The sequence below is a fragment of the Flavobacterium sp. genome, from assembly GCF_030146175.1.
GTDB lineage: Bacteria > Bacteroidota > Bacteroidia > Flavobacteriales > Flavobacteriaceae > Flavobacterium.
Map to the genome: position 1 here is coordinate 18,373 of NZ_JASLCE010000010.1, position 26,756 is coordinate 45,128.

Consider the following 26,756-nt stretch of genomic DNA (forward strand, 5'->3'; position numbering starts at 1 on the left):
GGCAAATATCGTAATAATATCATAGCTGTAAAAATATTAATCTAATTGAATATCTTAACCAGCATTTCTTTTAGCAAATCCTGTTGTGGTAAAGCATTGGCACCTACTCCTTTGCTTTTTACGTCGATGTCCCGCAAAACGGCTACAATCTGACTTACCTTTTTCATCGGGTAGTTTCGCAAAGCCACATCGTAATCCTTTAGAAAATACGGATTCACTTTTAAGACCTTAGCGGCATTACCCGGACTTTTGTCTTTTAATCCGTGGTATTGTAATAATTGGGAAAAGAAACCGAAAATAAGTCCGGTTGTCACGACCAATGGATTGTCTTTTGGGTTCTGAGCAAAATAATCCGCAATCTGATAGGCTTTTAACTGGTTCTTCTCGCCTATCGCTTTGCGCAACTCAAAGTTGTTATAATCTTTACTAAATCCAATGTTATCTTCAATGATCTTTGGACTAATCGTACTTCCTTTTGGTAGAATAATCGCGAGTTTATCGAGTTCGTTGGCAATCTTGCTTAAATCGGTTCCCAGAAATTCCACCAACATTGCAGCGGCTTTCGGCTCGATCTGATATCCTTTACCGGATAACACCCGTTTAAGCCAGTCACCGACCTGGTTTTCATACAGCTTTTTACTTTCGAAAACCACTCCGGCTTTTTCCAGTACTTTGGTCACTTTTTTACGTTTGTCCAGCGTTTTGTATTTATAACACACCACCAAAACCGTTGTAGGCTGTGGATTTTCGGCATAACTTTCCAGCTTGTCAATCGTTCGCGACAATTCCTGCGCTTCTTTCACAATCACCACCTGACGGTCGGCCATCATCGGATAGCGTTTTGCATTCGATACGATATCGTCTACCGTAACATCACGACCATATAAAACCATCTGGTTAAAGCCTTTTTCCTCTTCCGATAAAATATTATCCTCGATATAGTCGGCCAGTTTATCAATATAATAGGGTTCTTCTCCCATTAAAAAATAAATCGGTTTAATGTCGCCGGCTTTAATATCTTTTATAATCTTTAGTACTTCCTCCAAAACAGTTTCTTTAGCAATTACCCGGAAATCAAAAACTTCAATTTATATTTGCACTATGCAAAATCTGAATTTTCCGCCTTATTCCTTTCGGTTCAAAAATAGTGAAAATAAAGTGGCTATTTTTGATGCCATCCGGAAAAAATTTATCCAGTTAACTCCCGAAGAATGGGTGCGTCAACATGTGATTCAGTTTTTATTACAGGACAAAAAATACTCCGGATCCTATATCAATGTTGAGAAAGTCATCAAAATCAACGGACTGACAAAGCGCTATGATGCGGTGGTTTTTAAACCCGACGGAAAAATTTTCCTGCTGGTCGAATGCAAAGCACCCGAAGTTGCGATCACTCAACAGGTTTTCGATCAGATCGCCCGATATAACATGGTTTTGGAAGCCGATTATTTAATGGTCACCAATGGCTTAAATCATTATTTTTGCCGTATGGATTATGAAAAAAAGGAATACCAGTTCCTTAGAACGTTACCGGATTTTCCATCCGTATAATACCCCTGAAATTTTGAAAAAAATAGCGATTGTCATACTCAACTGGAATGGTGTAAAATTGTTGGAACAGTTTTTACCTTCTGTTGTCGAAAATTCTCCGGAAGCTACGGTATACGTAGCCGATAATGCCTCGACCGACGCGTCGGTTGCCTTTGTAAAAGAACATTTTCCTACGGTTTCCATTATTATAAACCGCGCCAATTTCGGATTTGCCGGCGGCTATAACGAAGCTTTACAATCGGTCGCGGAACCGATCTATGTATTGGTTAATTCCGATATTGAGGTGACGCCAAACTGGTTGCAACCGGTTATTGCTCTTTTTGATAACGAACCGGAAACGGCAATTGTGCAACCAAAAATTCTGGATTACAAACGCAAAACCCATTTTGAATATGCCGGTGCTGCCGGCGGTTATATCGACAAATATGGTTTTCCGTTTTGCCGCGGACGTATTTTCGAAACCGTGGAAGAAGATAAAGGACAATATAACGACATAAAGGAAATTTTCTGGGCATCGGGCGCCTGTATGTTTATCCGAAAAAATGTTTTCCACGAACTGAATGGTTTTGATTCCGATTTTTTTGCCCATCAGGAGGAAATTGACCTTTGCTGGCGTGCTTTTAACCAGGGTTATACCATTAAATACTGTGGCTTGTCGACCGTATATCACGTTGGTGGTGCTACCTTAAACACCGGAAATCCGCATAAAACATTCCTTAATTTTAGGAATTCGTTATGGATGATGGTAAAAAATTTGCCCAAAAAACAATTATTTCCTGTGATTTTCCAGCGGCTTTGTCTGGATGGAATTGCCGGTATCCACTTTTTTTTCCAGGGAAAACCCAAACATACCGGGGCTGTTATTCGTGCTCATTTTGCCCTTTATCGTTTCATTTCCAAGTTTTTAACAAAAAGAAGCCATCACCAAAAAGAAAATTATTTTCTTGTGAACTCCATTGTTTACAGGTATTTCATTAAAAATGGCAGGTTTTTTGATACTAAGATTTAACATTTGTTTATCGTTTTAAACTTTAACAAGCAGTAAAATCTTAGTAAATTCGTTATTCCTTATAAATTCAACATTGTATGAAAAAAGTCGTTATCGCCCTTTCGGTACTTGCAATTACACTAACATCCTGCGGATCGAAGAAAAAAATTGCAGCTCTAGAAGAAGAGAACAAAAAAATTCAGGACCTATTAAACACTTGTACGGTAAAACTGAATACGTGTTTAACTGAAAAAGACCATATGGCAAGTCAGATGGACTTTTTGAAGAAGAACAACTCCGATTTAATCAATAATATGGGTAATTTAACTACCCTTTCTTCAAAAGGTGCTGAAAATCTTGAAAAATCATTGGAAAGTCTTAAGGAAAAAGACCTTAAAATTACCCGTTTACAAGATGCTCTTACGAAAAAAGACAGTGTAACTCTTGCTTTGGTTACCAGTTTAAAAAGTTCGGTTGGTATCAACGATCCGGATATTCAGGTAAATGTAGAAAAAGGTGTGGTTTTTATTTCCATTGCTGACAAACTACTTTTCAAAAGTGGAAGTTATGTTGTGAGCGACCGTGCTAAAGAAGTATTGGCTAAAGTAGCTAAAGTAGTAAACAGCAAACCGGACTTCGAATGTATGGTAGAAGGTCACACGGATAATGTGCCGATTAAAAATGCCGTATTGGTTGACAACTGGGATCTTTCTGCAAAAAGAGCAACTTCAATCGTTCGTGTTTTACAGGATGATTTGGGTGTAAATCCAAAACAATTAATCGCAGCAGGAAGAAGTTTCTATGTTCCGTTGGCCGACAATGATACGCCGGAGAACAGAGCTAAAAACAGAAGAACCCGTATCGTGGTTTTACCTAAAATTGATCAGTTCTACGATATGATCGAAAAAGAAATGAAAAATATGACCGGTAAAAACTAAACCGTTATATATACTACAAATGAAAAAGCAGGTCCAAAAGACCTGCTTTTTATGTATTCCTAATTTTTTTTTTAATAACCAATTAAATATTTAATTAAGAATGACACCTCTTCTATATTGTTATATTTTTAGTCATTTTGTTACGCTAAGTTATTGATATATTATCGTATAACCAAAGTTTTTCCGATAAATCAATAAAGTACTACAGAATATCCGGGTCGCCTTTTCCTTCCCGAACCACTACCGGTTCGAACCCGGAAAGATCGATAACCGTCGAAGCGTGATTGTCGCCATAACCGCCATCGATAACCATATCGACCAGATTTTGCCATTTTTCAAAAATCAATTCCGGATCGGTTGTATATTCAATTACCTCATCATCGTCATGTATGGAAGTGGAAACAATCGGATTTCCCAACTGTCTTACAATTTCCAATGCGATAGTATTATCCGGTACACGAATCCCGACCGTATTTTTCTTTTTAAATTCTTTTGGAAGGTTATTGTTTCCCGGAAGAATAAACGTATACGGTCCCGGTAAAGCTCTTTTCAAAATTTTAAAAGTCGCCGTATCGATTTGTCGTACATAATCCGATAAATTACTCAAATCACAGCATACAAACGAAAAATTTGCTTTTTCGAGTTTTACGCCTTTGATTTTTGCGATTTTTTCCAACGCTCTCGAATTGGTGATATCGCAACCCAAACCATAAACGGTATCCGTCGGATAAATAACCAGTCCGCCCTCTTTTAGGCATTTAACCACTTTTGCAATGGCTGCCGGATTGGGGTTTTCAGGGTAAATTTTAATGAATTCTGCCATGATTTTATATTTTAAAGGTTTCTATCTTCTTAGCCAATTACCTGTAGTTTCGCAAAACGCAACAGTAATTTTTTAATACCGCCTACTTCAAATTTGATTTCGGCTTTTTTATCGGCTCCGGCTCCTTCCAGATTCAGGATTTGCCCTTTTCCGAAACGCTCGTGCATCACAATATTCCCTACACTCAATCCATTGTCGTACGGACTTGGCCCAGCTGCTGCCGGAATACCACCCGAAACCGGTTTTAATTTACGGATATTACGATCCATTTTAGGCTCTTCGTTGTCGGTAATATACTTTGGCGGTGTTCCGGCAACCGGTTTGCTCAATCGCAATTTCGATTTGTCCACATCACCAAAAATATCGGCATTAATAGTCGGCTTATAACGGTAATTCGTTTCTACCGGTGTTAAATATTCCAGATATTGTCCATCGATTTCCTCGATAAAACGCGACGGCTCACTATCGACCAGTTTTCCCCAACGGTAGCGCGACTGCGCATACGTCAGATAAGCCTGATGCTCGGCTCGTGTTAAGGCCACATAGAACAAACGACGCTCCTCTTCCAGTTCGCTTCGCGTATTCATACTCATCGCACTTGGAAACAGATCTTCTTCCATTCCGACAATAAATACGGTTGGAAACTCCAGTCCTTTTGCCAGGTGAATGGTCATTAAAGCCACACGATCGTCATCGCCGGTATCGTTATCCAAATCGGTCGCCAAAGCCACATCTTCCATAAACTCCGATAAAGCACCACGCGCGCCATCCACTTCCTTTTGCCCTTCGATAAAGTCTTTGATACCGCCCATCAACACCTCGATATTCTCGATACGAGCGATACCTTCCGGTGTGGCGTCTTTTTTCAATTCCTGAATCAATCCGGTTTTTTTGGATACGTGATCCGTCAGATACAACGCATCCTGTGTCTCATTAATCACCTGAAAACTTTTGATCATGGTCACAAAATCCTGTAACTTGTTTTTTGTGGTGGAATTTAATTTCAGATCAATTTTATCGATATGTTCCATGATTTCAAAAATGGAACGTCTGTAATGATTCGCAGCAATCGTTAGTTTTTCTACGGTCGTACCGCCAATTCCCCTTGCCGGATAGTTGATCACACGTATCAATGCCTCTTCATCTTTCGGATTGATTACCAGTCGCAAGTAGGACAATACGTCTTTGATTTCTTTACGTTGGTAAAACGATAGTCCGCCATAAATACGATACGGAATGTCTTTTTTACGCAACGCATCCTCCATTGCACGCGACTGCGCATTGGTACGGTATAGAATCGCAAACTGATTGTTGTTCATCTGGTGTTGCATTTTCTGTTCGAAAATGGTACTGGCCACAAAACGTCCTTCTTCACCATCGGTAAGACTACGGTGAATTTTGATTTTAGGTCCGAATTCGTTGGCCGTCCAAACGACTTTATCCAGTTTGGTTTTATTTTTATCGATAATGGTATTCGCCGCTTCCACGATGTTTCGCGTTGAACGGTAATTTTGTTCCAAACGATAGGTGTTTACGCCTTCGTAATCTTTCTGGAAATTCAGGATATTGTTGATATTCGCGCCACGGAATGCGTAAATACTCTGCGCATCGTCACCTACCACGCAAATATTCTGAAAACGGTCGGATAGCGCCCGAACAATAAGATACTGGGAATGGTTCGTATCCTGATACTCATCCACCAGAATATAGCGAAAACGATCCTGGTATTTCATTAAAACATCCGGGAAACGGGTTAGCAATTCATTGGTTTTCAATAACAAATCATCGAAATCCATTGCACCCGATTTAAAACAGCGCTCTACATAATTCTGATAAATTTCACCCAAACGCGGCTTTTTACTCATCGCATCGGCTTCCTGTAATTCCGGGTTATTGAAATAGGCTTTTACCGTAATCAGGCTATTTTTATAGGAGGAAATACGCCCCAAAACCTGTTTGGGTTTGTACACATCCTTATCCAATTGCATTTCTTTGATAATCTGCCCGATTAATCGTACGCTATCCTGGGAATCATAAATCGTAAAATTCGACGGATAGCCCAGTTTATCGGCTTCATTTCGCAATATTTTAGCAAAAACCGAGTGAAAGGTTCCCATCCACAGGTTTTTGGCTTCACTGTTACCTACAATACTCGCAATACGGGTTTTCATCTCTCTGGCGGCTTTGTTGGTAAAGGTTAACGACAAGATATTAAACGCATCCACGCCCTGATGCATCAGATAAGCAATACGAATGGTCAGTACCCTTGTTTTTCCGGAACCGGCTCCGGCAATCACTATCATTGGCCCGTCTTTTTGTAATACAGGCGCCCGCTGGGCTTCATTTAACTGGTCAATATAATTTTGCATGGTCATGATATCAAACCTCAAAAATACTACTCATTATGCTTTATTACAATTAAAATCAGCAGAGTTTTTTATTTTGTTAGTTTATTTCTTTATTCGTTTATTTGTAGCACTTTGAACCGATTTTAAATTCATTAATCAATTATCCCGATTCAATCATGGATACTACCAAAATAGTAGAATTACTGGCCTATACCGTTCCGGCTATCATTACCGGTGGAGTGGCTTATTACTTTTTTAACCTACATACAAAAAATGAAGAAGGGCGCCGTCGTTTCCTGTTGCATAAAGAAGCACAAAAAAGTGCGCTTCCGATACGTTTACAGGCTTTTGAGCGTATGACGTTGTTTCTGGAGCGTATTAGTCCGGCCAAATTACTGGTTCGTATCGCCCCGCATTCCTCGGATAAAAACGATTATGAAAATTTACTGATCCAACATATCGAACAGGAATTCGAACATAACCTGACACAACAGATTTATATTTCGGAAGAAAGCTGGAATATTATCCTTACGGCTAAAAACACGACAATTCAGATAATCAGAAAGGCATCAATGGGTGCCGAAAATGCAAATAAACTACGCGAGATCATTTTAAGTGATATGATGGAAAAACAATCGCCTAGTTCGGTAGCACTTTCCTATCTGAAAAACGAAGTAAGCGACTTATTTTAAAGATTTTTTTAATCAAAACATAAAAAAGACTTTTCAAATCAATGAAAAGTCTTTTTAATTTAAATAACAAACAAAACAATTAATTATCGCGAATTACATGGATGACTCCTGTAATCGTATGTGTGACACTTGGATTATTATTATCCTGATAGGTTCCGCTAAAAGTCATATCAATATACTGCCCTACTGCTCCAAAAGCATTCAGATTAAATACCATTGTATTGGGCAATTGTGACGAAATGTAGCCAACAGCTCCACCTTCAATTGTAAAGCTGGAAGTTGTATAGGTTCCCGGAACATTGGTGTTACCCCAGAAGTAAATCCCGGCTCCGGTAGCACTTTGTGCGCTAATGCTAAGTCCGTTTGGCGTATATCCGGCGTTAAAGCTTGTAAGATGGTAGGTTGTCGGGTTGTTGTCGATCTGATAGGTTATAAATTCCGTGATAGAATTACAGGCCACCAGATTCCCAATATTCGTTGTCGGCGTGGCAAACGTATAGTTCACATCACCCGTTACCTGTAAATTATCATAATCGGCTCCTTCTAAAGTAAACGTTGCATTCGGACCACCACAAACCAGTGTATTAAAGCTAAAACTTCCGTTAGTAACAGTTGTCACCTGTGTTGTATATCCGGTATGCAAAATTACATAACCATTGGTTACCGGAGCATTGCTACAGGTTACCAGATTTCCCTGTACCGTTGTTGATGTAACCGAAGGATTGGTTACCGTAATCGTTGGTAAAGTTGTATTTGCTGTTAGCGGACCTATGGTATTGCTATAAATCGTATTGCCACAATTATCCAAAACCACCAGCGTCAGATTTTCGTTGGATGGAACCAATCCGCAAACCTGACCGTTGGCATTGGTAGTTCCCATAACCGGATAGGTATTTCCGCTTCGGATGATTCCCACCTGAATATTAGCCAACGCATTGCCATTGGCATCTTCCAGATTTACACACATCGATACAACCGGAAACTGCGCATCGCAATTCCACCATGAAAAATGAGATACGTTGCCTACGTAGGTATTCCCCTGACGGGTGGCACTACCTTCCCGAATCCAATACCCTTTGTCGTTGTCAAAATGCCATAACGGGATTTCGCTTGGCGCACTTCCCAACTGACTGTTATCAATTTTCATCACCACCTGAGCCGTATGTCCGGAAGCAATCTGTAGTTTTTGTCCGCCTGATCCGCGTAGTTCAACATTAAGCATCCCTAAAGTTTCCAGTGCTTTGGCATTTCCGTTTTCATCCTGAGCGAATAAAGCACCCGGCATTAGACTACTTAACTTACTGTCGGATGGCAATAAATGATACATTGCCACCGCAACACTACCGCTATAGGCCGCGCCGTTTTCGTCCTGAAAAGCGCCATCAAAAACAACTTTGGTTCCGGATAATAAAGTGACTTCGCTACTCACACCCGAATTGATCACCTGAGTTGGTTGTAATGGCAACAACATAATACGAACGTTATTATCGCCGGATGTCGGTACCATCGTACGGGAACCGTCGATATAACCTGCTTTTTTAGCTGTGATATAGGCAAATCGCTCGTAAACCGTCGCATTTTTAATGATAAAAACACCATTGGAATCGGTTTGTCCTGTTGTAGTTCCTATTTTGATAGTCGCATTCGAAACGGGATTTCCGTTCGTATCCACCACCTGTCCGATAAAATCTCTTGAAACCTGATTTCCGAAACTGGATGACATAGTACCGCCTCCGGTATTGCTTCCTCCTCCTTCTACGGTACTTTCGGATTCACATCCCGCCAAAAACAGCAGAGATGTGATGAGTACTAAAAAAAGTTTGATTTTATTCATATGTTTTGGTTTTGTGTTGTTCGTATTCTTTAGATACAACACAAACCTTTTAGTTGCGTATCAAATGTTATTATTTTTACAATAATTTAATAAAATAGAAACATATTCATCAACACAAAAACAAACAAAAAGAATAATATAAAATACAAACACTAAAAAACTACTCTTTCAGTAATATTTCCAATTGTGTTTTTTCATTTTCCGGTAAAGTCGGCAAAAGTTCCTGAAAATACTCCCGATGTTTTTCGTTTTTCAATAAGGCACGAATCGAATCCTTTGAGAACTTAACAAACTGCCATTTGTGGTGTAAGGTTCCGTTTACCAGATAACGCAGGGTATTCATATCACTTTTGTTCAGATACAACAGATTCACCAAAGCATTTAACCTTACATTACTTTCATACTGAGGCGAAGCATAATGTAGCAGTTCTTCATAGTATTTTAATTTTTCGGCATTCTGATAGTCCGGTGTCGCCAAAGCCAATGTCAGCCAACTGATTCGCAGGTTTTTATCGTTAAATCCCTGCCAGTCTTTTGTTTGATCCAATAACGGAAAGCGCTGGTTTGGAAATTGGGCCCAAAGTGCTTTTAACGCGATTTCCTGTGTGATATACGACCGATCTTCCAATAAGGTTTCGTATTGCGGTTTAAACGATTCCGGAATACTGCGCAACGATTTACTTATCGCCTGTCTGACTTTTAAATCGGTCGATTGCATCGCTAATTCCAGTAAAGGTTTATTCTGTTCGAATGGCGTATTTTCCAATTGGTAGATAATTTCTTCCTTAACCGGATAGAAAACATCCGATTTTAAAAGTGTTTCGAACTGCTTTTGTTTGTCGACTAATAATTTGTCCTGTAATTCAACAACACCGAGATAGGTTTTAACAAACGGATTTTGTTTTACGATAGCCAAAGCTTCTTCGGTTGGAAATGCCGGATTTTCGAGCCATAAGGTTTTAAAAGCCGCCGTATCATAGTCGACAACATTTCGAACCTCAGCCAGAAATGCATCGGTGTCGACATTTTTAAACGCATATTTTCGCAGGTAGTTTTGTACCGCCAGACGAAATTTATCTTCCCCTATTTGTGTACGCAGATAATGTAAAGCCCAGGCTCCTTTTTGATAGAAAGTCAGTGAGCTTGCTTTTTCATGGAGTATCGGCTTGGTATCGGTTTTGGAAGCCCGAATGAGGTTTTCGGCCGATTCGTACAGTTCCCAGTTAAAATGATCCTCTCCAAAAAGTTGTTTTTCGGCCAGCAAGGCATAATACGTTGCAAAGCCTTCCTGTAGCCAATGGTGTTTTCCGGATTGCGCCGTAACCAGATCGCCAAACCATTGGTGTGCCAGTTCGTGAGCATTTACGTTGGTATACGTCCGATCGTTAAATCCGATGGCATCGACCACAAAATCCTGTGAAAAGATGGTCGCCGTAGTATTTTCCATTCCGAGATATAAAAAGTCGAATACCGGAACTTGTCGGTAGACCTTCCAGGGATAGGCTACTCCGATTTCCCGTTCGAAAAAATCAAAAATTTCTTTCGAATAACGATACGTCGATTCAAATTTTGCCGCATCCGCTTTGCGAAGGTATAATTCCAAAGGTGTACCCGATGCGGTCGTTACGGTCTTTTTATCAAATTTTCCGATAGCCAGCATCGCCAAGTAGGAACTCATCGGTTTTTCCATAGCATACTGCCAGGTGGTCAGATTGTCTTTCGTGACTTTGTGTTTTAAAACACCGTTGGAAAGGACTTCAAATGCATTATCAAAGGTTATGGAAAACGAAAAAATCACCTTTTCATTCACATCGTCAAAACTGGGTAACCAATGACTGGTATATTTCCCCTGTCCTTGTGTCCATATCTGAAAATCTTCGTCTTTTCCGATAAAATAAAGCGTTTGCCGCGGTTGGGCTTCATAATGTAGTTTCAGTGTATTAGATCCTTTTTTATACCCTTGGAACAATTGTATTTTTTTACCGGTATTTTTAAACTTTACTGGTTTGTTGTTGATCGTCACACCGGAAATATCCATCCGTTGCGCATCGATACTAATCGTATCCATAGCACTATTCACCTGAAAGGTATACGTTACATCACCTGCGATTTTACGGGTTTCAGTGGTAAATGAAACCGCTGCATCGAGTGTGATAAAATCAACTTTTTCGCTTTGTTGCGCGTTTGAAAAGGTATATATAAAACAGCAGAGAAATGTGAGTCGCTTCATATTTAGGATATAATGGAAAGCTCAAAGTTACAAAGTTTAGCACAACATTAAAGCGGCTTTTTTGTAAGTTTACACCTTAAATTTTCTATTTTGAAGGCAAAAACGGTTTTTAACTGGAGTAGCGGAAAAGACTCTGCTCTGGCGTTATATGAATTAATACAGAAGGATCAATTTGAAATCGCGTGTTTATTAACGAGCGTTAGTAAACAATACGATCGTATTTCGATGCACGGCGTACGAAGTAGTTTACTAGAACAACAAGCCGAAAGCATCGGTTTACCATTGGTCAAAATGGAAATTCCCGAAATGCCTTCAATGGAAATCTATGAAACCCTAATGCGGGAAACCCTAACCGACTTACAGGCAAAAGGTATTACGCATGCTGCTTTTGGTGATATTTTCCTCGAAGACCTACGGGAATACCGGGAAAAGAAACTGGCCGAAATGGACCTAAAAGCCATTTTCCCGTTATGGAAGCGCGACACCAAAACTTTAATTCACGAGTTTATTGATTTGGGATTTAAAACCATCGTTACCTGCGTCGATGCCCGATTGCTGGACAAAAGTTTTGCCGGCCGTATTATCGACGCCGATTTTATCCGGGAGCTCCCTGAAAATGTAGATCCGTGTGGTGAAAATGGCGAATTTCATACATTTACCTTTGACGGGCCGCTTTTTAAAAACCCGATTGCTTTTACAAAAGGTGACATTGTGCTCCGTAAATACGAAGCTCCGAAAAACGATGACGATTGTTATACCACACCACGCGAAACCGAGTATGGATTCTGGTATTGCGACCTTATTCCGACAGCTGCCAAATCAGGTAAAATCACCTAAAAGATTCGGACCGTATTTTGTATTTTTGGGATATGCAGAACACCTCTACGCTTCAAATAACAACAGCACTTACCAAAGTACTCGACTTTCTACGGGAAATCGGAATACCGGTTTTTGAAAAAACACTAACGGACACTTTTTTACCCGGTTTAGCTCTGGGACCTAACTGTATTTACGTAGATTTTGATCAACTATTATATCCCGGCGATTTACTGCATGAAGCCGGTCATCTTGCTGTAACCACACCGGACGAACGCAAACTTGCCGGTACGGATGCTCAAAGTGCCGACTGGCCTTCGGGTGGTGAAGAAATCGGTGCGATTTTATGGTCGTATGCCGCGGCGGTTCACCTGAATTTACCGCTTGATTTTGTTTTTCACAATAACGGCTATAAAAACGGTTCGGAAATGCTGATTTCAAATTTCGAAAAAGGAAATTATATCGGATTACCCTTTTTGGAATGGGCAGGTTTATGTCTGAGTGAAACGCATGCCGAGCAAGAAGGCAAAAAACCTTTCCCTTTTATGTTACACTGGTTAAGACAATAGACTATGGAACTCGTTCGCGCTATAAAATTCCCAATTGCATTTGATATCGACCGTTTACAAGCCGATGTTCAAAAAGTACTTTCTCTGGAATGGACCGATCATTACAACCGTAAGGATTATAACGGCAAATGGACTTCGATCGCCCTGATGTCGGAAGACGGCAAACACGATTCCATTTTCGCCTTAAACCAAAACGGATTAAAAGACACGGCTATTTTACAACAATGTCCCTATTTTAAAATCCTACTTGACGACTTTCCGTTTGAAAAAACAGCCGTTCGTTTGCTTAATCTCACCGCCGGAACCGAAATCAAACCGCATCGTGATTATTGTCTGGGCTATGAAGACGGTTGTTTCCGCTTGCATATTCCCATTATTACCAATCCGGATGTAGTGTTTTTATTGGACGATAAACGTTTGATTATGAATGAAGGCGAATGTTGGTATATCAATGCTAATTTTACGCATTCGGTTGTGAATAATGGCACTCAGGATCGTATTCATCTGGTTATCGACGGATTACAGAACGAATGGACCAACGAACTTTTCTATAAAGAAGCAGATCCGGAGCAATTCCGAAAACCATTGCCCGAAATGAGTGAGGCCGAAAAACAACGTATCTCCGAAGAATTGAATCGTATGAATCCGGTGCTCACTGCTACCATTCTTCAAAACATGGAAAACAACAAGTCTTGATCCAATCCGAAATGTATAAAAACAAAGAAGGTAGGCTTAACCAAACCTACCCTCTCCTGTCTATAAACACAATTTATTTATGGAACTCTAAACTATGCCTACACTATGACATTTATAAAAAGTTATGATATTCCTATTCTGCTAAATTTTTTAGATACAATTACCGGTTTTTCCAATACCGGCAGGTGTTCCTGTTTTCCGTGAACAATAAAATCAAATCGGGCTTTTGCCAATGATTCTTCTGTAAAACCATGTAAACCGTAATCGGCTTTGATTTCTTTTAAAACGACATCCGATGACACCGAATGACCATAACTCCTATTGCTAACGGTTTCTGTTCCCAGGTAATATTTTTTTCCGTTAATCGTCGCAAATGCCGACACTATATATATTCCATCCATACTTTTTTGCTTTTGAGTTATTATTTTATTTAGGGTTCTTATTTTTAGTTACTCAACCGGAACCGTTACGGTATCGACCCTCTTGGAATCGACAAGACAGTTCGCTAATGATCCTAAAACCAACAATAGTATTCCTGCAATAACAGGCCATTGCGCTACAGGTAAAAACATCCTTCCTGTCAATATAAATAAGGTTCCAATCAGGCTGAGTAAAAAGGGAAAGTATATTTTTTTTTGTCGTACGTTTTTTAACAACGCCCACAAATGGAGCATTAAAAAAAGTAGGAGTGCCGGGAAAAACCACACCATTGGCGATAATTTTGCCATTCCGAAGCTTCCCAGCATACTCATATATACGGTCCAGCACATTCCGGTTTTAGGATAAAATAATGCCAGAAAACCAAGTAGTTCCACTACGCTACCTGTATTTTTCTTTTTCCCCGGAACGCTGTCCCAATCCGTTACGAATTGATATATTCGCTTAGCCATCCTGAGTCACATTTTGATTATTACTGTCTTAAACTAATCTTAAGATTTTGCAACCAATAGGTGTCAACAGGCGGTAAATGCTGAAAATCATCATCAGCATCCTGTACATCCGGAAAATGATCAAGAGAATTATCTGGTGTTGATCCGTTATTTCCGGAACGTTTGCTATGCAATACATTCAGCGCCAGTAAAGATGCTTCGGTAGAAGTATCTTTAATCAGGTTCTGAATCGCTGTCGGATTCGAATCTTTAACCAATTGTCGGCTTTGTTTTTCCTTTACTACAACTGTCGCTGTCGCGGGTGTTTCCCGACAGAAGCTAATTAAAAGGAATGCAATTAGTACTACGGCAATTTGGGGAATCTTCATTTCTACTATCTTTTTTGGTTACAGTTTAGTCGTCAAAAAATACTTAACCTATTAGCTAACAGTATGATCTTGCTACAGCATTTTATGGGATAAAACTATAAAGTCATACTATATTTTTTATACGTGTTTTTACCTGTTTTTCCGCAATTGCCATTTTTCAGACGACTTTCTCCCTGTTATACGCGATAAAAAATCGATTCTGATCCTGTATTTTCATCCGGGGTGTTTTTTAATTTCCCAATTAAAATCTATCTTCGTAAAGTGATTTTTTACTAATCGTGATTCCTGAATGAACAACCTTCTCGAAACTCCTATAGAATACCTCAAAGGCGTTGGTCCGCAACGTGGGGAGTTATTACGTAAAGAGTTAAACATTCACCGTTATGCCGATCTGCTTAACCTCTTCCCGAACCGTTATATCGACCGTACGCGCTATTATAAAATCAATGAATTACAAAACAGTAATTCGGAAGTGCAAATTATAGGTCGTGTGATCCATATTAAAACCGTAGAACAAAAACGCGGAAAACGGCTTGTGGCTACTTTTGTAGACGATACCGGCGAAATGGAACTGGTTTGGTTTCAGGGTCAGAAATGGATTCGTGAAAGTCTGAAGTTAAATAGCGTTTATGTTATTTTTGGAAAAGTAACCTCTTTTAACGGTCTGTTTAATATGGCGCATCCGGAAATGGAATTACTCGCCGATCACGAAAAGAGTTTGCGCTCGGCCATGCAATCCGTTTATCCGTCAACCGAAAAACTAACGCAAAAAGGGATTACCAATAAAACGGTAAACCGCCTGATGCAGCAATTGTTTATCGAAACTCAGGCCTTATTTAAAGAACCGTTGCCGGCGAATCTGATCGACGAATTAAAGCTAATTCCGAAAAATGTCGCTTTGTTCAATATCCATTTTCCGAAAAGTCAGGAGCTGTTGGCAAAAGCACAATTCCGATTAAAATTTGAAGAGTTGTTTTTTATTCAATTACAACTCATCACCAAAAACCTCATCCGGAAACACAAAATTAAAGGCCATCCGTTTGATAGCGTTGGTGCTTATTTTACAACTTTTTACAACCATTACCTTCCGTTTGAGCTGACAAATGCTCAGAAAAAGGTTTTAAAAGAAATTCGCAACGATCTGGGAAGCAACGCCCAAATGAACCGTCTTTTACAAGGTGATGTAGGATCCGGTAAAACCATCGTCGCACTAATGACGATGCTTTTGGCTTTGGATAACGGTTTTCAAGCCTGTTTAATGGCGCCTACGGAAATCTTAGCCAATCAGCATTTTTTAGGAATCCGCGAACTGGCTAAAGACCTCAATCTGAATATTAAAATTCTAACCGGTTCCACCAAAACAGCCGATCGGAAGATCATTCATGAAGAACTGGAAAACGGGAGTCTGCATATCATCATCGGAACCCATGCGTTGTTGGAAGACAAAGTAAAATTCCACAATCTCGGACTCGCTATTATTGACGAGCAACATCGTTTTGGTGTCGAGCAACGTTCTAAATTATGGAAAAAAAATGCCATTCCGCCGCATGTATTGGTGATGACCGCTACGCCTATCCCGCGGACGCTAGCCATGAGTCTTTATGGCGATCTGGACATCTCGGTTATCGACGAACTTCCTCCGGGACGGAAACCCATACAAACCGTACACCGTTACGATAGTAACCGACTAAAGGTTTGGAAATTTCTTAAAGATGAAATCGCCAAAGGCCGGCAGATTTATATCGTATATCCTTTGATTCAGGAAAGTGAAAAAATGGATTACAAAGACCTGATGGACGGTTATGAAGGGATTTCACGAGACTTTCCGCTACCGCAATACAGCGTGAGCATCGTACACGGCCAAATGAAACCAGCCGAAAAAGATGCCGAAATGGAACGCTTTGCTTCCGGAAAAACCAACATTATGGTCGCCACAACGGTTATTGAAGTGGGTGTAAACGTTCCGAATGCCAGTGTAATGATCATTGAAAGTGCCGAACGTTTTGGTCTTTCCCAACTACACCAGCTCCGCGGTCGTGTGGGACGAGGTGCCGAACAGAGTTATTGTATTCTGATGACCAGTCATAAACTGAGCAATGATTCAAAAATACGAATCGAAACCATGTGTCGTACCAACGACGGTTTTGAAATTTCAGAAGTCGACTTAAAGCTTCGCGGACCGGGCGATATTATGGGAACCCAACAAAGTGGCGTACTCAATTTACAGATTGCCGATCTGGTAAAAGACCGGGATATTTTACAATTGGCCCGTCATGAAGCCATCCGACTTTTAAAAGACGATCCGTCGATGAACAAGCCGGAGCATCAGGTTTTAAAGCAGGTTTTTATTGAATTATCCAAAAAAAGAAACATTTGGAATCACATCAGTTAGCCTTATTTAAAACTTTATATAAAGTAAATTAAAACAGTGTATTACAAACAAATAAACATATGGTAGCCTACAATCCTAAAGACTGGATTACATTTATTTTCCGTTTTCATAAAGCGGACACCTTTCGCCAGTTAATCCCCATGATGATCACCATTGGACTTTATTCCGCAGGTGTCGGTTACCTCGAAATGGAATACTGGAAACTCACAGAGAGCAGTCATGTCAAGAACGTCACCATAATGCATAATATGTTGGGCTTTGTAATTTCCTTATTACTGGCCTATCGTACCAATACTGCCTACGATCGTTGGTGGGAAGGACGAAAATTATGGGGCGGATTGGTCAACAATAGTCGGAATTTGTCTATAAAGTTGGCTGCGATGTTAAAAGACGAACGCGACCGCAACTACTTTCGTACAATGATACCGGGTTATGCCTCTATTTTAAACCGCCATTTAAAGAATGCCGATACTGGTAAACAACTAGCCGATGATTTCGACCTCAGCCTCGATCACAACAAACACAAACCGAATCAGGTAGCCCGTATGCTTTTTAATAAAATCAACGAGTTGTACGATTCCAAAAAGATCACCGGTGACCAGTTAATCATCCTAAACAGCGAAATCCAATCGTTTACCGAAATCTGCGGTGCCTGCGAACGGATCAAAAACACGCCTATTCCCTATTCGTACAGTGCTTTTATCAAAAAGTTTATCTTTTTCTACGTGATGACACTTCCGTTTGGCTATGTATTTAGCCTTGGTTATTATGTTGTTCCGGTGGTGGTTTTTATTTTTTACGTATTGGCCAGTCTGGAATTGATTGCCGAAGAAATTGAAGATCCGTTTGGGGATGATGCCAACGATTTACCTACGGCCAAAATCGCCAGCAATATTAAAATCCACGTGGAAGAAATTCTATAAAAGAACGTTAATTTCGACAACTATTTTTTCGTGTCGGGATATTTTTCAGTACATTTAATAGCTTGTTTTATCAGGCAAACGGAATGTTTATTTTGAAAAGAATCCCGATGAGTTTGTCCAGATCCTTATTACCAACACCGCGTTTGACTCAGGAAAAGTCACTTAAGACTTTAGTTGAGAATAGAACCATTTACTCCTTAAACAACTGCGAGTTAAATATTTTCGAAACCTATAAAACAACCGAGATGGTTCCGTTAAAGTTTAACGACCTGGTGGTTACCAGTATGCTGCGCGGTAAAAAAGTAATGCATCTGTTTGACGAACCCGGATTTGTATACCTGCCGGGCGAAACCGTGGTGGTTCCCTCCAATGTGGAAATGAAAATTGATTTCCCCGAAGCGTCTCCAAACAACCCGACACAATGTCTGGCATTGGCTATTGATCAGGCAAAAATTAACGAGACGTTGCAGTTCCTAAACGAACGCTATCCCAAAGACGGTGATTTCTGGAAACTGGATCACGAAAATTATTTCTTTTATAATAATATCGAACTGGCCACGACTATTAGCAAATTGATCAAAGAATGCATGAGTACTTCGATAACCAAAGATGCCCTGGCCGATCTGACGTTACAGGAACTACTCATTCGTATTATTCAGACACAAACAGCAAAAGCGATCGACACCAACACTTTTCTAAACAACAACAGTCCTATTGTTCCTGTAGTGGAATACATCCGAAAAAACCTTCAGGGTAATATCAACTTAAAAGATTTAAGCGATAAAGCCTGTATGAGTACGACTTCTTTTTATCGCTTTTTTAAACGCGAACTAGGCATGAGTCCGATCGAGTTTATTCTGACCGAAAAGATCAAACAGGCCAAACAACTATTAAAAAACCCATCATTACAAATCAATGAAGTTTGCTTCCAATCCGGGTTCGAAGATTGCAATTACTTTATCCGATTGTTTAAAAAATACGAAGGAATCACTCCAAAACAATACCAATTGCTTTATATCAGCTAACTATTCGTCCTCTTTATAACGCAACGGTTCCAGATTAGCTCGTTCGTCGTCCGTAAACAATCGGGAATGAATAATAAAACGCTTACCATACGGGATTTCCAAGGAAAAACTCGCGCCTCGTCCTACGACCACATCCAGCGTTAAATGCGTATGCTGCCAGTATTCAAACTGGTCTTTACTCATCCAAAACGGACATCCGGCGACTTCGCCAAGACAAACATCGCTATAGCCCAGTTTAAATTCTCCTTCCGGAAAACACATTGGTTGTGATCCGTCGCAACAGCCACCACTCTGATGAAACATCAGGTCTCCGTTACGGGATTTTAACTCGTCTATCAAAGCTATTGCCGCTTCCGTTATATCTACTCGTGCTACCATTTTATTATTTTTAAAAACCCGACAGAATTACTCCTGCCGGGTCATTGGGGGAAACCTAATGGGGATTTGTTTTTGAAAAAATATTAAAAGAATCCTAGTTTATTTTTGTCATATGAAATCAACATGTTTTTAGTCTGACGGTAATGTTCCAGCATCATTTTATGGTTTTCTCTTCCGAATCCGGATTTTTTATATCCGCCAAACGGCGCATGTGCCGGATACGCATGATAGTTATTTACCCAAACCCTTCCGGCCTGAATTGCTCTCGGAACCTGATACAACTCGTGCGCATCACGTGTCCAAACACCAGCACCCAATCCGTATAACGTATCGTTTGCAATAGCAATCGCTTCTTCCGTATCTTTAAATGTCGTCACACAAACTACCGGACCAAAAATTTCTTCCTGGAAGATTCGCATTTTATTGGTTCCTTTAAAAACGGTTGGTTCGATATAATAACCTCCGGAAAGCTCGCCATCCAACTGATTAATATTACCACCAACCAACACTTCTGCACCTTCTTCTTTTCCGATTTTTAGGTACGATTGGATTTTTTCATACTGATCATTCGAGGCTTGCGCTCCCATCATCACGGTTTTATCCAATGGATGACCGATTTTAATCGCTTTTACTCTTTCAACTACTTTCGCCATAAAACGATCATAGATATCTTCGTGCACTAACATACGTGACGGACACGTACAAATTTCACCCTGATTTAATGCAAACATCACCGCACCTTCAACCGCTTTATCGAAAAAGGCATCATCAGCATCGGCTACGGATTTAAAGAAAATATTCGGTGATTTCCCACCTAACTCCATCGTGGATGGAATGATGTTTTCTGCCGCATACTGCATGATCAATCGACCTGTCGTCGTTTCTCCGGTAAAAGACACCTTAGCAATACGTGGCGAAGTAGCCAATGGTTTTCCGGCCTCAATTCCGAATCCGTTTACAATATTGATCACTCCCGGTGGTACGACGTCTTTAATCAGATCCATCAACACCAAAATCGAAACCGGGGTTTGCTCCGCTGCTTTAACAACGGTACAGTTTCCCGCCGCAATAGCCGGTGCGATTTTCCAGGTGGCCATTAACAATGGGAAATTCCACGGAATGATTTGCCCAACAACTCCTATTGGTTCGTGCAGACAAATACTTACGGTATTTTCATCATGTTCGGATATCGTTCCTTCTTCCGCACGGATTACACCGGCAAAATAGCGAAAGTGATCAATACAAAGAGGCAAATCGGCCGCCAGGGTTTCGCGAACCGCCTTACCGTTATCTATTGTTTCTACGGTAGCCAGATATTCCAGATTGGCTTCCATAACATCGGCGATTTTATTTAACACCAGACTTCTATAGGCTGGCGATGCTTTTCCCCAGGTTTTAAAAGCTTCGTGGGCTGCATCAAGTGCCAGATCGATATCTTCTTTGGTCGATCGGGCCGCTTTAGCAAATACTTTTCCGTCAATCGGGGATACATTGTCGAAGTATTCACCTTTTACCGGAGGAACAAATTTACCTCCGATGAAATTATCATATTTTTCTTTAAATTGTGGTCTTTGAATTACATTGCTCATAAAATTGTTTTTTGTATTTATTCAAATTTACGGGCTCTGCAAACAGTAAAATAGCATTATTCTTTCAATCAATAGCATATTTTTTTCAGTTGTATTTTTTTTATTTTAATTTTTTAAACATTCCCTTGTAAATCCTGCTATTTCACAAACAATCCTCAATCTAAAAAAGATGTAATCCGGTTTAAAAAAGCGCAACTTTTCTTTATTCTACGCCCGACAATACTTATATTTGCATCCTTAAATTTTACTGCAATGCGTATATCATACAATTGGTTAAAACAATTCATAAAATTAGATTGGAATTCTGAAGACACTGCTGCTTTACTAACCGACCTAGGTCTGGAAGTGGAAGGCGTGGATAAGTATGAAAGTTTAAAAGGAGGACTTGAAGGTGTTGTTGTGGGTCATGTACTGACTTGCATTCCGCATCCAAATGCCGACCGATTACGGGTAACTACCGTTGATCTGGGTGAAGGTACTCCGGTACAGATTGTATGTGGTGCGCCGAATGTTGCTGCCGGACAAAAAGTTGCCGTAGCGACCATCGGAACCAAATTATACGACAAAGAAGGTGTCGCTTTCGAAATTAAAAAAGGAAAAATTCGCGGTGAGGAAAGTCACGGTATGATTTGTGCCGAGGATGAATTAGGTTTAGGCGAAGGCCACGACGGAATCATGATCCTTGCTGAGGAGTTAAAACCGGGTACACCGGCTTCTAAAGTTTTTAATATTGAAACGGATGAAGTTTTCGAAATCGGATTAACACCAAACCGTGCCGATGCTATGAGTCATTTGGGTGTTGCCCGTGACCTTAGAGCCGGGTTGATTCAGAAAAACATCACTCATACGGAATTGATCACACCTTCTGTGAGTAAATTTAAAGTTGAAAAACGTACCTTAAAAATCGACATTAAAGTCGAAGACAATAAACTCGCACCGCGTTATTGCGGGGTAACCATTTCCGGTATCACGGTAAAACCGTCACCGTCTTGGTTACAAAACCGTTTAAAAGCAATCGGATTAACTCCGAAAAACAATATCGTTGACGTTACCAATTATGTATTACACGAATTGGGTCAGCCGTTACATGCTTTTGACGCAGCGAAGATCAAAGGCGGTAAAGTAACCGTAAAAACGGTTGCAGCCGGTACTAAATTCGTTACACTTGACGACGTGGAACGTACATTACACGAAGAAGATTTAATGATTTGTGATGATAACGGTCCAATGTGTATTGCCGGTGTATTTGGCGGTAAGAATTCCGGTGTAAGTGAAAATACAACAGCTATTTTCCTGGAAAGTGCCTATTTTAATCCGATATCGGTACGTAAAACGGCGAAACGTCATACGTTAAGCACAGACGCGTCGTTCCGTTTTGAAAGAGGTATCGATCCTACGATTACGGAATACGCCTTAAAACGTGCTGCTTTATTGATTCAGGAAGTTGCCGGTGGTGAAATCACTTCCGATGTCATTGACCTGTATCCGAAAAAGATCGAAGATTTTTCAGTGTTGTTAAACTTTAACAACGTAACCAAAATCATCGGACAGGAATTATCCAAGGAGACTATCAAAAAAATCCTGGTTTCACTTGACATCAAAGTAAACAGCGTATCGGATGCCGGTTTGGGATTGACGATTCCTGCCTACCGTGTGGATGTACAACGTGAGATTGATGTAATTGAGGAAATCCTACGGGTTTACGGTTACAACAACATCAATTTTACACCAAAATTAAACGCTTCAATTTCGAATTCGTCCCGTACGGAAGATTATAAAGTTCAGAATATTATTGCCAACCAATTGGTTTCGCAAGGTTTTAATGAAATGATGGCCAATTCACTAACGTCTCCGGAATATGTGAAATTGTCTGAAAAATTAAAAGAAGAATTTAATGTATTAATGTTGAATCCTTTGAGTAATGACTTGTCGGCAATGCGCCAGTCGTTACTTTTCAGCGGATTGGAAGCGATTTCGTTTAACATCAACAGAAAACGAAGCGACCTTAAATTGTTTGAATTCGGAAAAAGTTATCATAAGTTACCGTCCGGTTATGAAGAAAACAAACACTTAACCCTGTTTGTTACCGGAAACCGATTAATGGAAAGCTGGATCACCCCGCAACAACCTTCGGATTTCTTCTTATTTAAAGGCTATATAACCGGTATTCTTTCCCGTTTAGGAATTGAGAAAACCACAACACAACCTTTGGATAATGATATTTTTGCAGAAGGCACCGCGCTATCGGTTGGAAAAGATATTATCGTGGAATTGGGTACCATTAAAAAATCGATTTTAAAGCATTTCGACATCAAACAGGAGGTTTTATTTGCCGATTTTAACTGGAGCGCTATTTTAAAATTACTTTCCACTAAAATCAAATTTGTGGAAATCCCGAAATATCCGGAAGTACGTCGTGATTTAGCGTTATTATTAGATCAGTCCGTTGCTTTTGATCAAATCCTGACAATTGCCAAGCAGACTGAAAAATCGCTTTTAAAAGACGTTAATTTATTTGACGTATACGAAGGGAATAACTTACCGGAAGGTAAAAAATCGTACGCCGTGAGCTTTACGATTCAGGATAACTCCAAAACCTTAACCGATGTTCAGATCGATAAGATTATGCAAAAATTGCAAGCCAATTTCGAAAAGGAATTGGGTGCTACTTTGCGATAAGAACTACCAATACAATGAAAGTCCCGATTTATTCGGGACTTTTTATTTATAGCTTGGTATTTATTTTAGAATTCTGTCCAAATCACTGTAACTGGCGCTATTTAAACCGATATAAGGATTGGTGAGTAATAGTCTTTCTTTTAAATTCTGAGGTAATCCGTTTAACGATTTGTCATCGTCAATAATAAGAACTTCTTCCGGACTATACTTACATTTATTCATCCAATTCACAATCTCGGTTTTTCTTGAAAATCTTTCTTCCTGCGGAATATCTAAAATAGAAATCGTATCGGCATATATCTTTCTTCTTTTAAAGATTTCTATCCATTCTAAAACGGGAAAACGAAAGCGATGCGACGTCGATAAAATCAATTCTACTTTATTTACTTTACCGATAATCTCATTTAATATCGCAACCGCTATTGTATTGAATTGATAAAAACCATCCTGTGCCATATCCACTTTTCTTTGCGGATTCGCATGTACCATTACCCCGTCGATGTCTAGAAAAATTTTCATTTTAATATTCTATATTATTTTTTCAAAATCGGAAAGAAAATCATCATCACAATACTTCCTGTTATACGGACAATTGTAATCCCAATCTTCTTTTGTATCGATTTTTATATCTTTAAATGACCGCCTTATATCTGAAAAAGAACAACCGGATTTGATAGTATCTATTCCAATACCGGCTAATTTATAAGCAATATAACGGTGATTTCCATCGGTTATCAACGCTCCGTTGTTCACTTTAATCGATCCAAACCGATATCCTACCAAAACCCTTCGGTAGATACGCTTAATTATAGCAAAGCATACGACCTGATGTGTTGTAACATATTCATGACATGAATTCTGTATAAACGCTTTTACTGCAAAAATATCAAGTTCTTCATTTTTCTGACAATTCATACTCCTCTTTTGGCGAAAACTTATTTTATGGGCACAGATACACTAATTTACAAATAAATTATTGAAGTCAAGTCCATTACCTACTAAACAATCACCACCAAAACAAGACATTTCAATCCCAATTCAGCTATTTTTATTTCCAATCCAAAATAAGAAAGTCCCGAATAAATCGGGACTTTCAATTTCTGGAGGATGCTTTTATATATAAAAGCGAATCAGGGCAACATTAATTTGCAACAGAAATTATTATGATTTCGGTAATAAAACCGCATCTACAACATGGATAACTCCATTCGATTGATTTACATCGGCAATAGTTACTTTCGCACTTTTACCATTTTCATCGGTTATATACAGATCTTTTCCTTTCATCCAGGCAGTTAAGCTTCCGCCGCTAACAGTTTTAAGTGTGGCTTTTCCTTTTCCGGCTTTAATCGCTTTATCAATATCAACTGCATTCATTTTTCCCGCCACTACGTGATACGTTAGAATGGTTTGCAGCTGTTTTTTATTTTCAGGTTTTAAAAGTGTTTCCACGGTTCCTTTCGGTAATTTGGCAAAAGCCGCATTGGTGGGAGCAAATACCGTAAAAGGGCCTTTTGATTCTAATGTTTCCACTAATCCGGCCGCTTTTACAGCCGCTACCAAAGTGGTATGATCTTTTGAGTTTACTGCATTTTCGATGATATTTTTAGAAGGATACATCGGAGCACCTCCTACGGTTACGGTTTTTTCTTTTTGTGCAAAAGATGCTGTTCCGAAGAATAATGCGCAAGCCACAAAAGCTACGGATAAAATTTTTGAAGTTTTCATAAATGATTTTTTTAATTGTTTATATTCTCATTTACGGAACTTTTATAACTATGGTTTTAAAAAAGATAAAAAAAACTTAAACTACTTTTTTTTCAAATGCAGTAAAACAAAAAAAGTCCCGATTACTCGGGACTTTTAAAAGTATTATTTAGATAAGGGATTACTCTCCTTTTTCCATTTTAGCTTTTAATTCAGCTAATGCATCGATATCTCCTAATGTTGTTTTTTCAGCATTATTAGTTGATGTCATAGTCGCTTCAGCAGTTTTCACATTTTTCTCTTCTTCTTCACGGAAGATAGCAGTGTGAGAGGCTACTACTCTTTTGAATTCTTTGTTGAATTCAATTACTTTGAAATCAGCTACATCACCTTTTTTCAATTTCTTTCCGTCTTCTTTTTCTAAGTGACGTGTAGGAATGAAAGCAACGATATCATCACCGAATTCTACAGTAGCTCCTTTGTCAACGATTTCAGAGATTGTTCCGTTGTGGATTGTTCCAACAGCGAAAGCATCCTCATACTGATCCCAAGGATTAGCAGTTGTTTGTTTGTGACCTAAAGATAATTTACGTCCTTCAACATCCAATTCTAATACTACTACATCTAATTTATCACCTACGTTAACAAATTCAGATGGGTGTTTGATTTTCTTAGTCCAAGAAAGGTCAGAGATATATACTAATCCGTCGATTCCTTCTTCTAACTCTACGAAAATACCGAAGTTAGTGAAGTTTCTAACGATTCCTGTGTGTTTAGAACCTACAGGGTATTTAGAAGTAATATCAGTCCAAGGATCTTGCGATAATTGTTTGATACCTAAAGACATTTTTCTGTCTTCTCTGTCTAATGTAAGGATTACAGCTTCTACCTCATCTCCAACTTTTACGAAGTCCTGAGCCGAACGTAAGTGTGTAGACCAAGACATTTCAGAAACGTGGATTAAACCTTCAACACCTTCTGCAACTTCGATAAATGCACCGTAATCAGCGATTACAACTACTTTACCTTTTACTTTATCTCCAACTTGTAAGTTTGGATTTAAAGCGTCCCATGGGTGTGCGTTTAATTGTTTTAAACCTAATTGAATTCTTGTTTTCTCATCATCGAAATCAAGGATTACAACGTTTAATTTCTGGTCTAATTCCAATACTTCACTTGGGTGGTTGATACGGCTCCAAGATAAGTCAGTGATGTGGATTAATCCATCTACACCTCCTAAGTCAATGAATACACCGTAAGAAGTGATGTTTTTCACAACTCCTTCTAACACCTGTCCTTTTTCTAACTGACCGATAATTT

General features: G+C 39.5%; 25 protein-coding genes. 11 read left to right on the top strand and 14 right to left on the bottom strand.

Annotation, left to right across the window (positions count from 1 at the left end; translation table 11 throughout):
• Positions 1-41: 41 nt before the first annotated feature.
• Entirely contained in the window at positions 42-1,046 is a 1,005-nt protein-coding gene (gene holA, locus Q1R07_RS01030) for a DNA polymerase III subunit delta (protein ID WP_300485076.1), read from the bottom strand.
• 55 nt (positions 1,047-1,101) lie between these two features.
• On the opposite strand from holA, the gene Q1R07_RS01035 reads away from it, so the two are divergent.
• The 3 genes from Q1R07_RS01035 (at position 1,102) to Q1R07_RS01045 (ending at position 3,477) form a co-directional block, all read left to right on the top strand.
• On the top strand, positions 1,102-1,551 hold the full coding sequence (locus tag Q1R07_RS01035; protein WP_136401296.1) for a type I restriction enzyme HsdR N-terminal domain-containing protein: 450 nt from the start codon (positions 1,102-1,104) through the stop codon (positions 1,549-1,551).
• Positions 1,552-1,564: 13 nt separating this feature from the next.
• Positions 1,565-2,560: a glycosyltransferase family 2 protein gene (locus tag Q1R07_RS01040; protein WP_300485078.1), complete on the top strand. Its 996-nt coding sequence runs from the start codon at positions 1,565-1,567 to the stop codon at positions 2,558-2,560.
• A gap of 77 nt (positions 2,561-2,637) precedes the next feature.
• Positions 2,638-3,477 carry an OmpA family protein gene (locus tag Q1R07_RS01045; RefSeq protein ID WP_300485080.1) on the top strand — a complete coding sequence of 280 codons (840 nt, stop codon included), beginning with the start codon at positions 2,638-2,640 and terminating at the stop codon, positions 3,475-3,477.
• A 202-nt stretch (positions 3,478-3,679) separates the two neighbouring features.
• Here the strand turns inward: Q1R07_RS01045 and Q1R07_RS01050 are convergent, their stop codons facing one another.
• On the bottom strand, positions 3,680-4,300 hold the full coding sequence (locus Q1R07_RS01050) for an L-threonylcarbamoyladenylate synthase (protein WP_300485082.1): 621 nt from the start codon (positions 4,298-4,300) through the stop codon (positions 3,680-3,682).
• Positions 4,301-4,329: 29 nt separating this feature from the next.
• Positions 4,330-6,669, bottom strand: coding sequence for a UvrD-helicase domain-containing protein (locus Q1R07_RS01055; RefSeq protein WP_300485084.1), 2,340 nt, complete (start codon positions 6,667-6,669; stop codon positions 4,330-4,332).
• Between the two features lie 155 nt (positions 6,670-6,824).
• Between Q1R07_RS01055 and Q1R07_RS01060 the strand changes: the two genes are divergently transcribed.
• On the top strand, positions 6,825-7,340 hold the full coding sequence (locus tag Q1R07_RS01060; RefSeq protein WP_300485087.1) for a hypothetical protein: 516 nt from the start codon (positions 6,825-6,827) through the stop codon (positions 7,338-7,340).
• A gap of 79 nt (positions 7,341-7,419) precedes the next feature.
• On the opposite strand, the gene Q1R07_RS01065 is transcribed toward Q1R07_RS01060, so the two are convergent.
• On the bottom strand, positions 7,420-9,174 hold the full coding sequence (locus Q1R07_RS01065) for a carboxypeptidase-like regulatory domain-containing protein (RefSeq protein ID WP_300485089.1): 1,755 nt from the start codon (positions 9,172-9,174) through the stop codon (positions 7,420-7,422).
• Between the two features lie 160 nt (positions 9,175-9,334).
• Entirely contained in the window at positions 9,335-11,404 is a 2,070-nt protein-coding gene (locus Q1R07_RS01070) for a M1 family metallopeptidase (protein ID WP_300485091.1), read from the bottom strand.
• A gap of 90 nt (positions 11,405-11,494) precedes the next feature.
• Between Q1R07_RS01070 and Q1R07_RS01075 the strand changes: the two genes are divergently transcribed.
• The 3 genes from Q1R07_RS01075 to Q1R07_RS01085 are packed head-to-tail and all read left to right on the top strand — an operon-like array spanning position 11,495 to position 13,485.
• Positions 11,495-12,241, top strand: a complete 747-nt coding sequence (locus Q1R07_RS01075; protein WP_300485093.1) for a diphthine--ammonia ligase — start codon at positions 11,495-11,497, stop codon at positions 12,239-12,241.
• 32 nt (positions 12,242-12,273) lie between these two features.
• On the top strand, positions 12,274-12,789 hold the full coding sequence (locus tag Q1R07_RS01080) for a hypothetical protein (RefSeq protein ID WP_300485095.1): 516 nt from the start codon (positions 12,274-12,276) through the stop codon (positions 12,787-12,789).
• A gap of 3 nt (positions 12,790-12,792) precedes the next feature.
• A complete protein-coding gene (locus Q1R07_RS01085; RefSeq protein ID WP_300485097.1) occupies positions 12,793-13,485 on the top strand; it encodes an aspartyl/asparaginyl beta-hydroxylase domain-containing protein in 693 nt (230 codons plus the stop codon).
• Between the two features lie 122 nt (positions 13,486-13,607).
• On the opposite strand, the gene Q1R07_RS01090 is transcribed toward Q1R07_RS01085, so the two are convergent.
• The 3 genes from Q1R07_RS01090 to Q1R07_RS01100 are packed head-to-tail and all read right to left on the bottom strand — an operon-like array spanning position 13,608 to position 14,743.
• Positions 13,608-13,886 carry a hypothetical protein gene (locus tag Q1R07_RS01090; protein ID WP_300485098.1) on the bottom strand — a complete coding sequence of 93 codons (279 nt, stop codon included), beginning with the start codon at positions 13,884-13,886 and terminating at the stop codon, positions 13,608-13,610.
• A 48-nt stretch (positions 13,887-13,934) separates the two neighbouring features.
• Positions 13,935-14,375, bottom strand: coding sequence for a hypothetical protein (locus tag Q1R07_RS01095; RefSeq protein ID WP_300485099.1), 441 nt, complete (start codon positions 14,373-14,375; stop codon positions 13,935-13,937).
• 20 nt (positions 14,376-14,395) lie between these two features.
• Positions 14,396-14,743, bottom strand: a complete 348-nt coding sequence (locus Q1R07_RS01100; protein WP_300485101.1) for a hypothetical protein — start codon at positions 14,741-14,743, stop codon at positions 14,396-14,398.
• 289 nt (positions 14,744-15,032) lie between these two features.
• Here Q1R07_RS01100 and recG point away from each other — a divergent pair, with 289 nt between their 5' ends.
• The 3 genes from recG (at position 15,033) to Q1R07_RS01115 (ending at position 19,083) form a co-directional block, all read left to right on the top strand.
• Complete coding sequence (gene recG / locus Q1R07_RS01105; RefSeq protein WP_300485103.1) at positions 15,033-17,135, top strand: ATP-dependent DNA helicase RecG; 2,103 nt, start codon at positions 15,033-15,035, stop codon at positions 17,133-17,135.
• A gap of 59 nt (positions 17,136-17,194) precedes the next feature.
• Positions 17,195-18,058: a bestrophin family ion channel gene (locus tag Q1R07_RS01110; protein WP_300485104.1), complete on the top strand. Its 864-nt coding sequence runs from the start codon at positions 17,195-17,197 to the stop codon at positions 18,056-18,058.
• Positions 18,059-18,165: 107 nt separating this feature from the next.
• Entirely contained in the window at positions 18,166-19,083 is a 918-nt protein-coding gene (locus tag Q1R07_RS01115; protein ID WP_300485105.1) for an AraC family transcriptional regulator N-terminal domain-containing protein, read from the top strand.
• On the opposite strand, the gene Q1R07_RS01120 is transcribed toward Q1R07_RS01115, so the two are convergent.
• Positions 19,084-19,461 (bottom strand): DUF779 domain-containing protein, encoded by a 378-nt coding sequence (locus Q1R07_RS01120; RefSeq protein ID WP_300485108.1) that lies wholly within the window; start codon positions 19,459-19,461, stop codon positions 19,084-19,086. It abuts the gene before it with no gap.
• An 83-nt stretch (positions 19,462-19,544) separates the two neighbouring features.
• Positions 19,545-21,050, bottom strand: coding sequence for an aldehyde dehydrogenase family protein (locus Q1R07_RS01125; protein WP_300485111.1), 1,506 nt, complete (start codon positions 21,048-21,050; stop codon positions 19,545-19,547).
• A 252-nt stretch (positions 21,051-21,302) separates the two neighbouring features.
• On the opposite strand from Q1R07_RS01125, the gene pheT reads away from it, so the two are divergent.
• Positions 21,303-23,729 carry a phenylalanine--tRNA ligase subunit beta gene (pheT, locus tag Q1R07_RS01130; protein WP_300485112.1) on the top strand — a complete coding sequence of 809 codons (2,427 nt, stop codon included), beginning with the start codon at positions 21,303-21,305 and terminating at the stop codon, positions 23,727-23,729.
• 60 nt (positions 23,730-23,789) lie between these two features.
• On the opposite strand, the gene Q1R07_RS01135 is transcribed toward pheT, so the two are convergent.
• The 4 genes from Q1R07_RS01135 to Q1R07_RS01150 form a co-directional block, all read right to left on the bottom strand.
• A complete protein-coding gene (locus Q1R07_RS01135; RefSeq protein WP_300485114.1) occupies positions 23,790-24,248 on the bottom strand; it encodes an HAD domain-containing protein in 459 nt (152 codons plus the stop codon).
• Positions 24,249-24,257: 9 nt separating this feature from the next.
• Positions 24,258-24,644, bottom strand: a complete 387-nt coding sequence (locus Q1R07_RS01140; protein WP_300485115.1) for a hypothetical protein — start codon at positions 24,642-24,644, stop codon at positions 24,258-24,260.
• A 246-nt stretch (positions 24,645-24,890) separates the two neighbouring features.
• Positions 24,891-25,457 carry a fasciclin domain-containing protein gene (locus Q1R07_RS01145; protein WP_300485117.1) on the bottom strand — a complete coding sequence of 189 codons (567 nt, stop codon included), beginning with the start codon at positions 25,455-25,457 and terminating at the stop codon, positions 24,891-24,893.
• Positions 25,458-25,617: 160 nt separating this feature from the next.
• Positions 25,618-26,756 (bottom strand): S1 RNA-binding domain-containing protein (locus Q1R07_RS01150; RefSeq protein WP_300485119.1); only part of this gene is annotated, 1,139 nt, incomplete at its 5' end.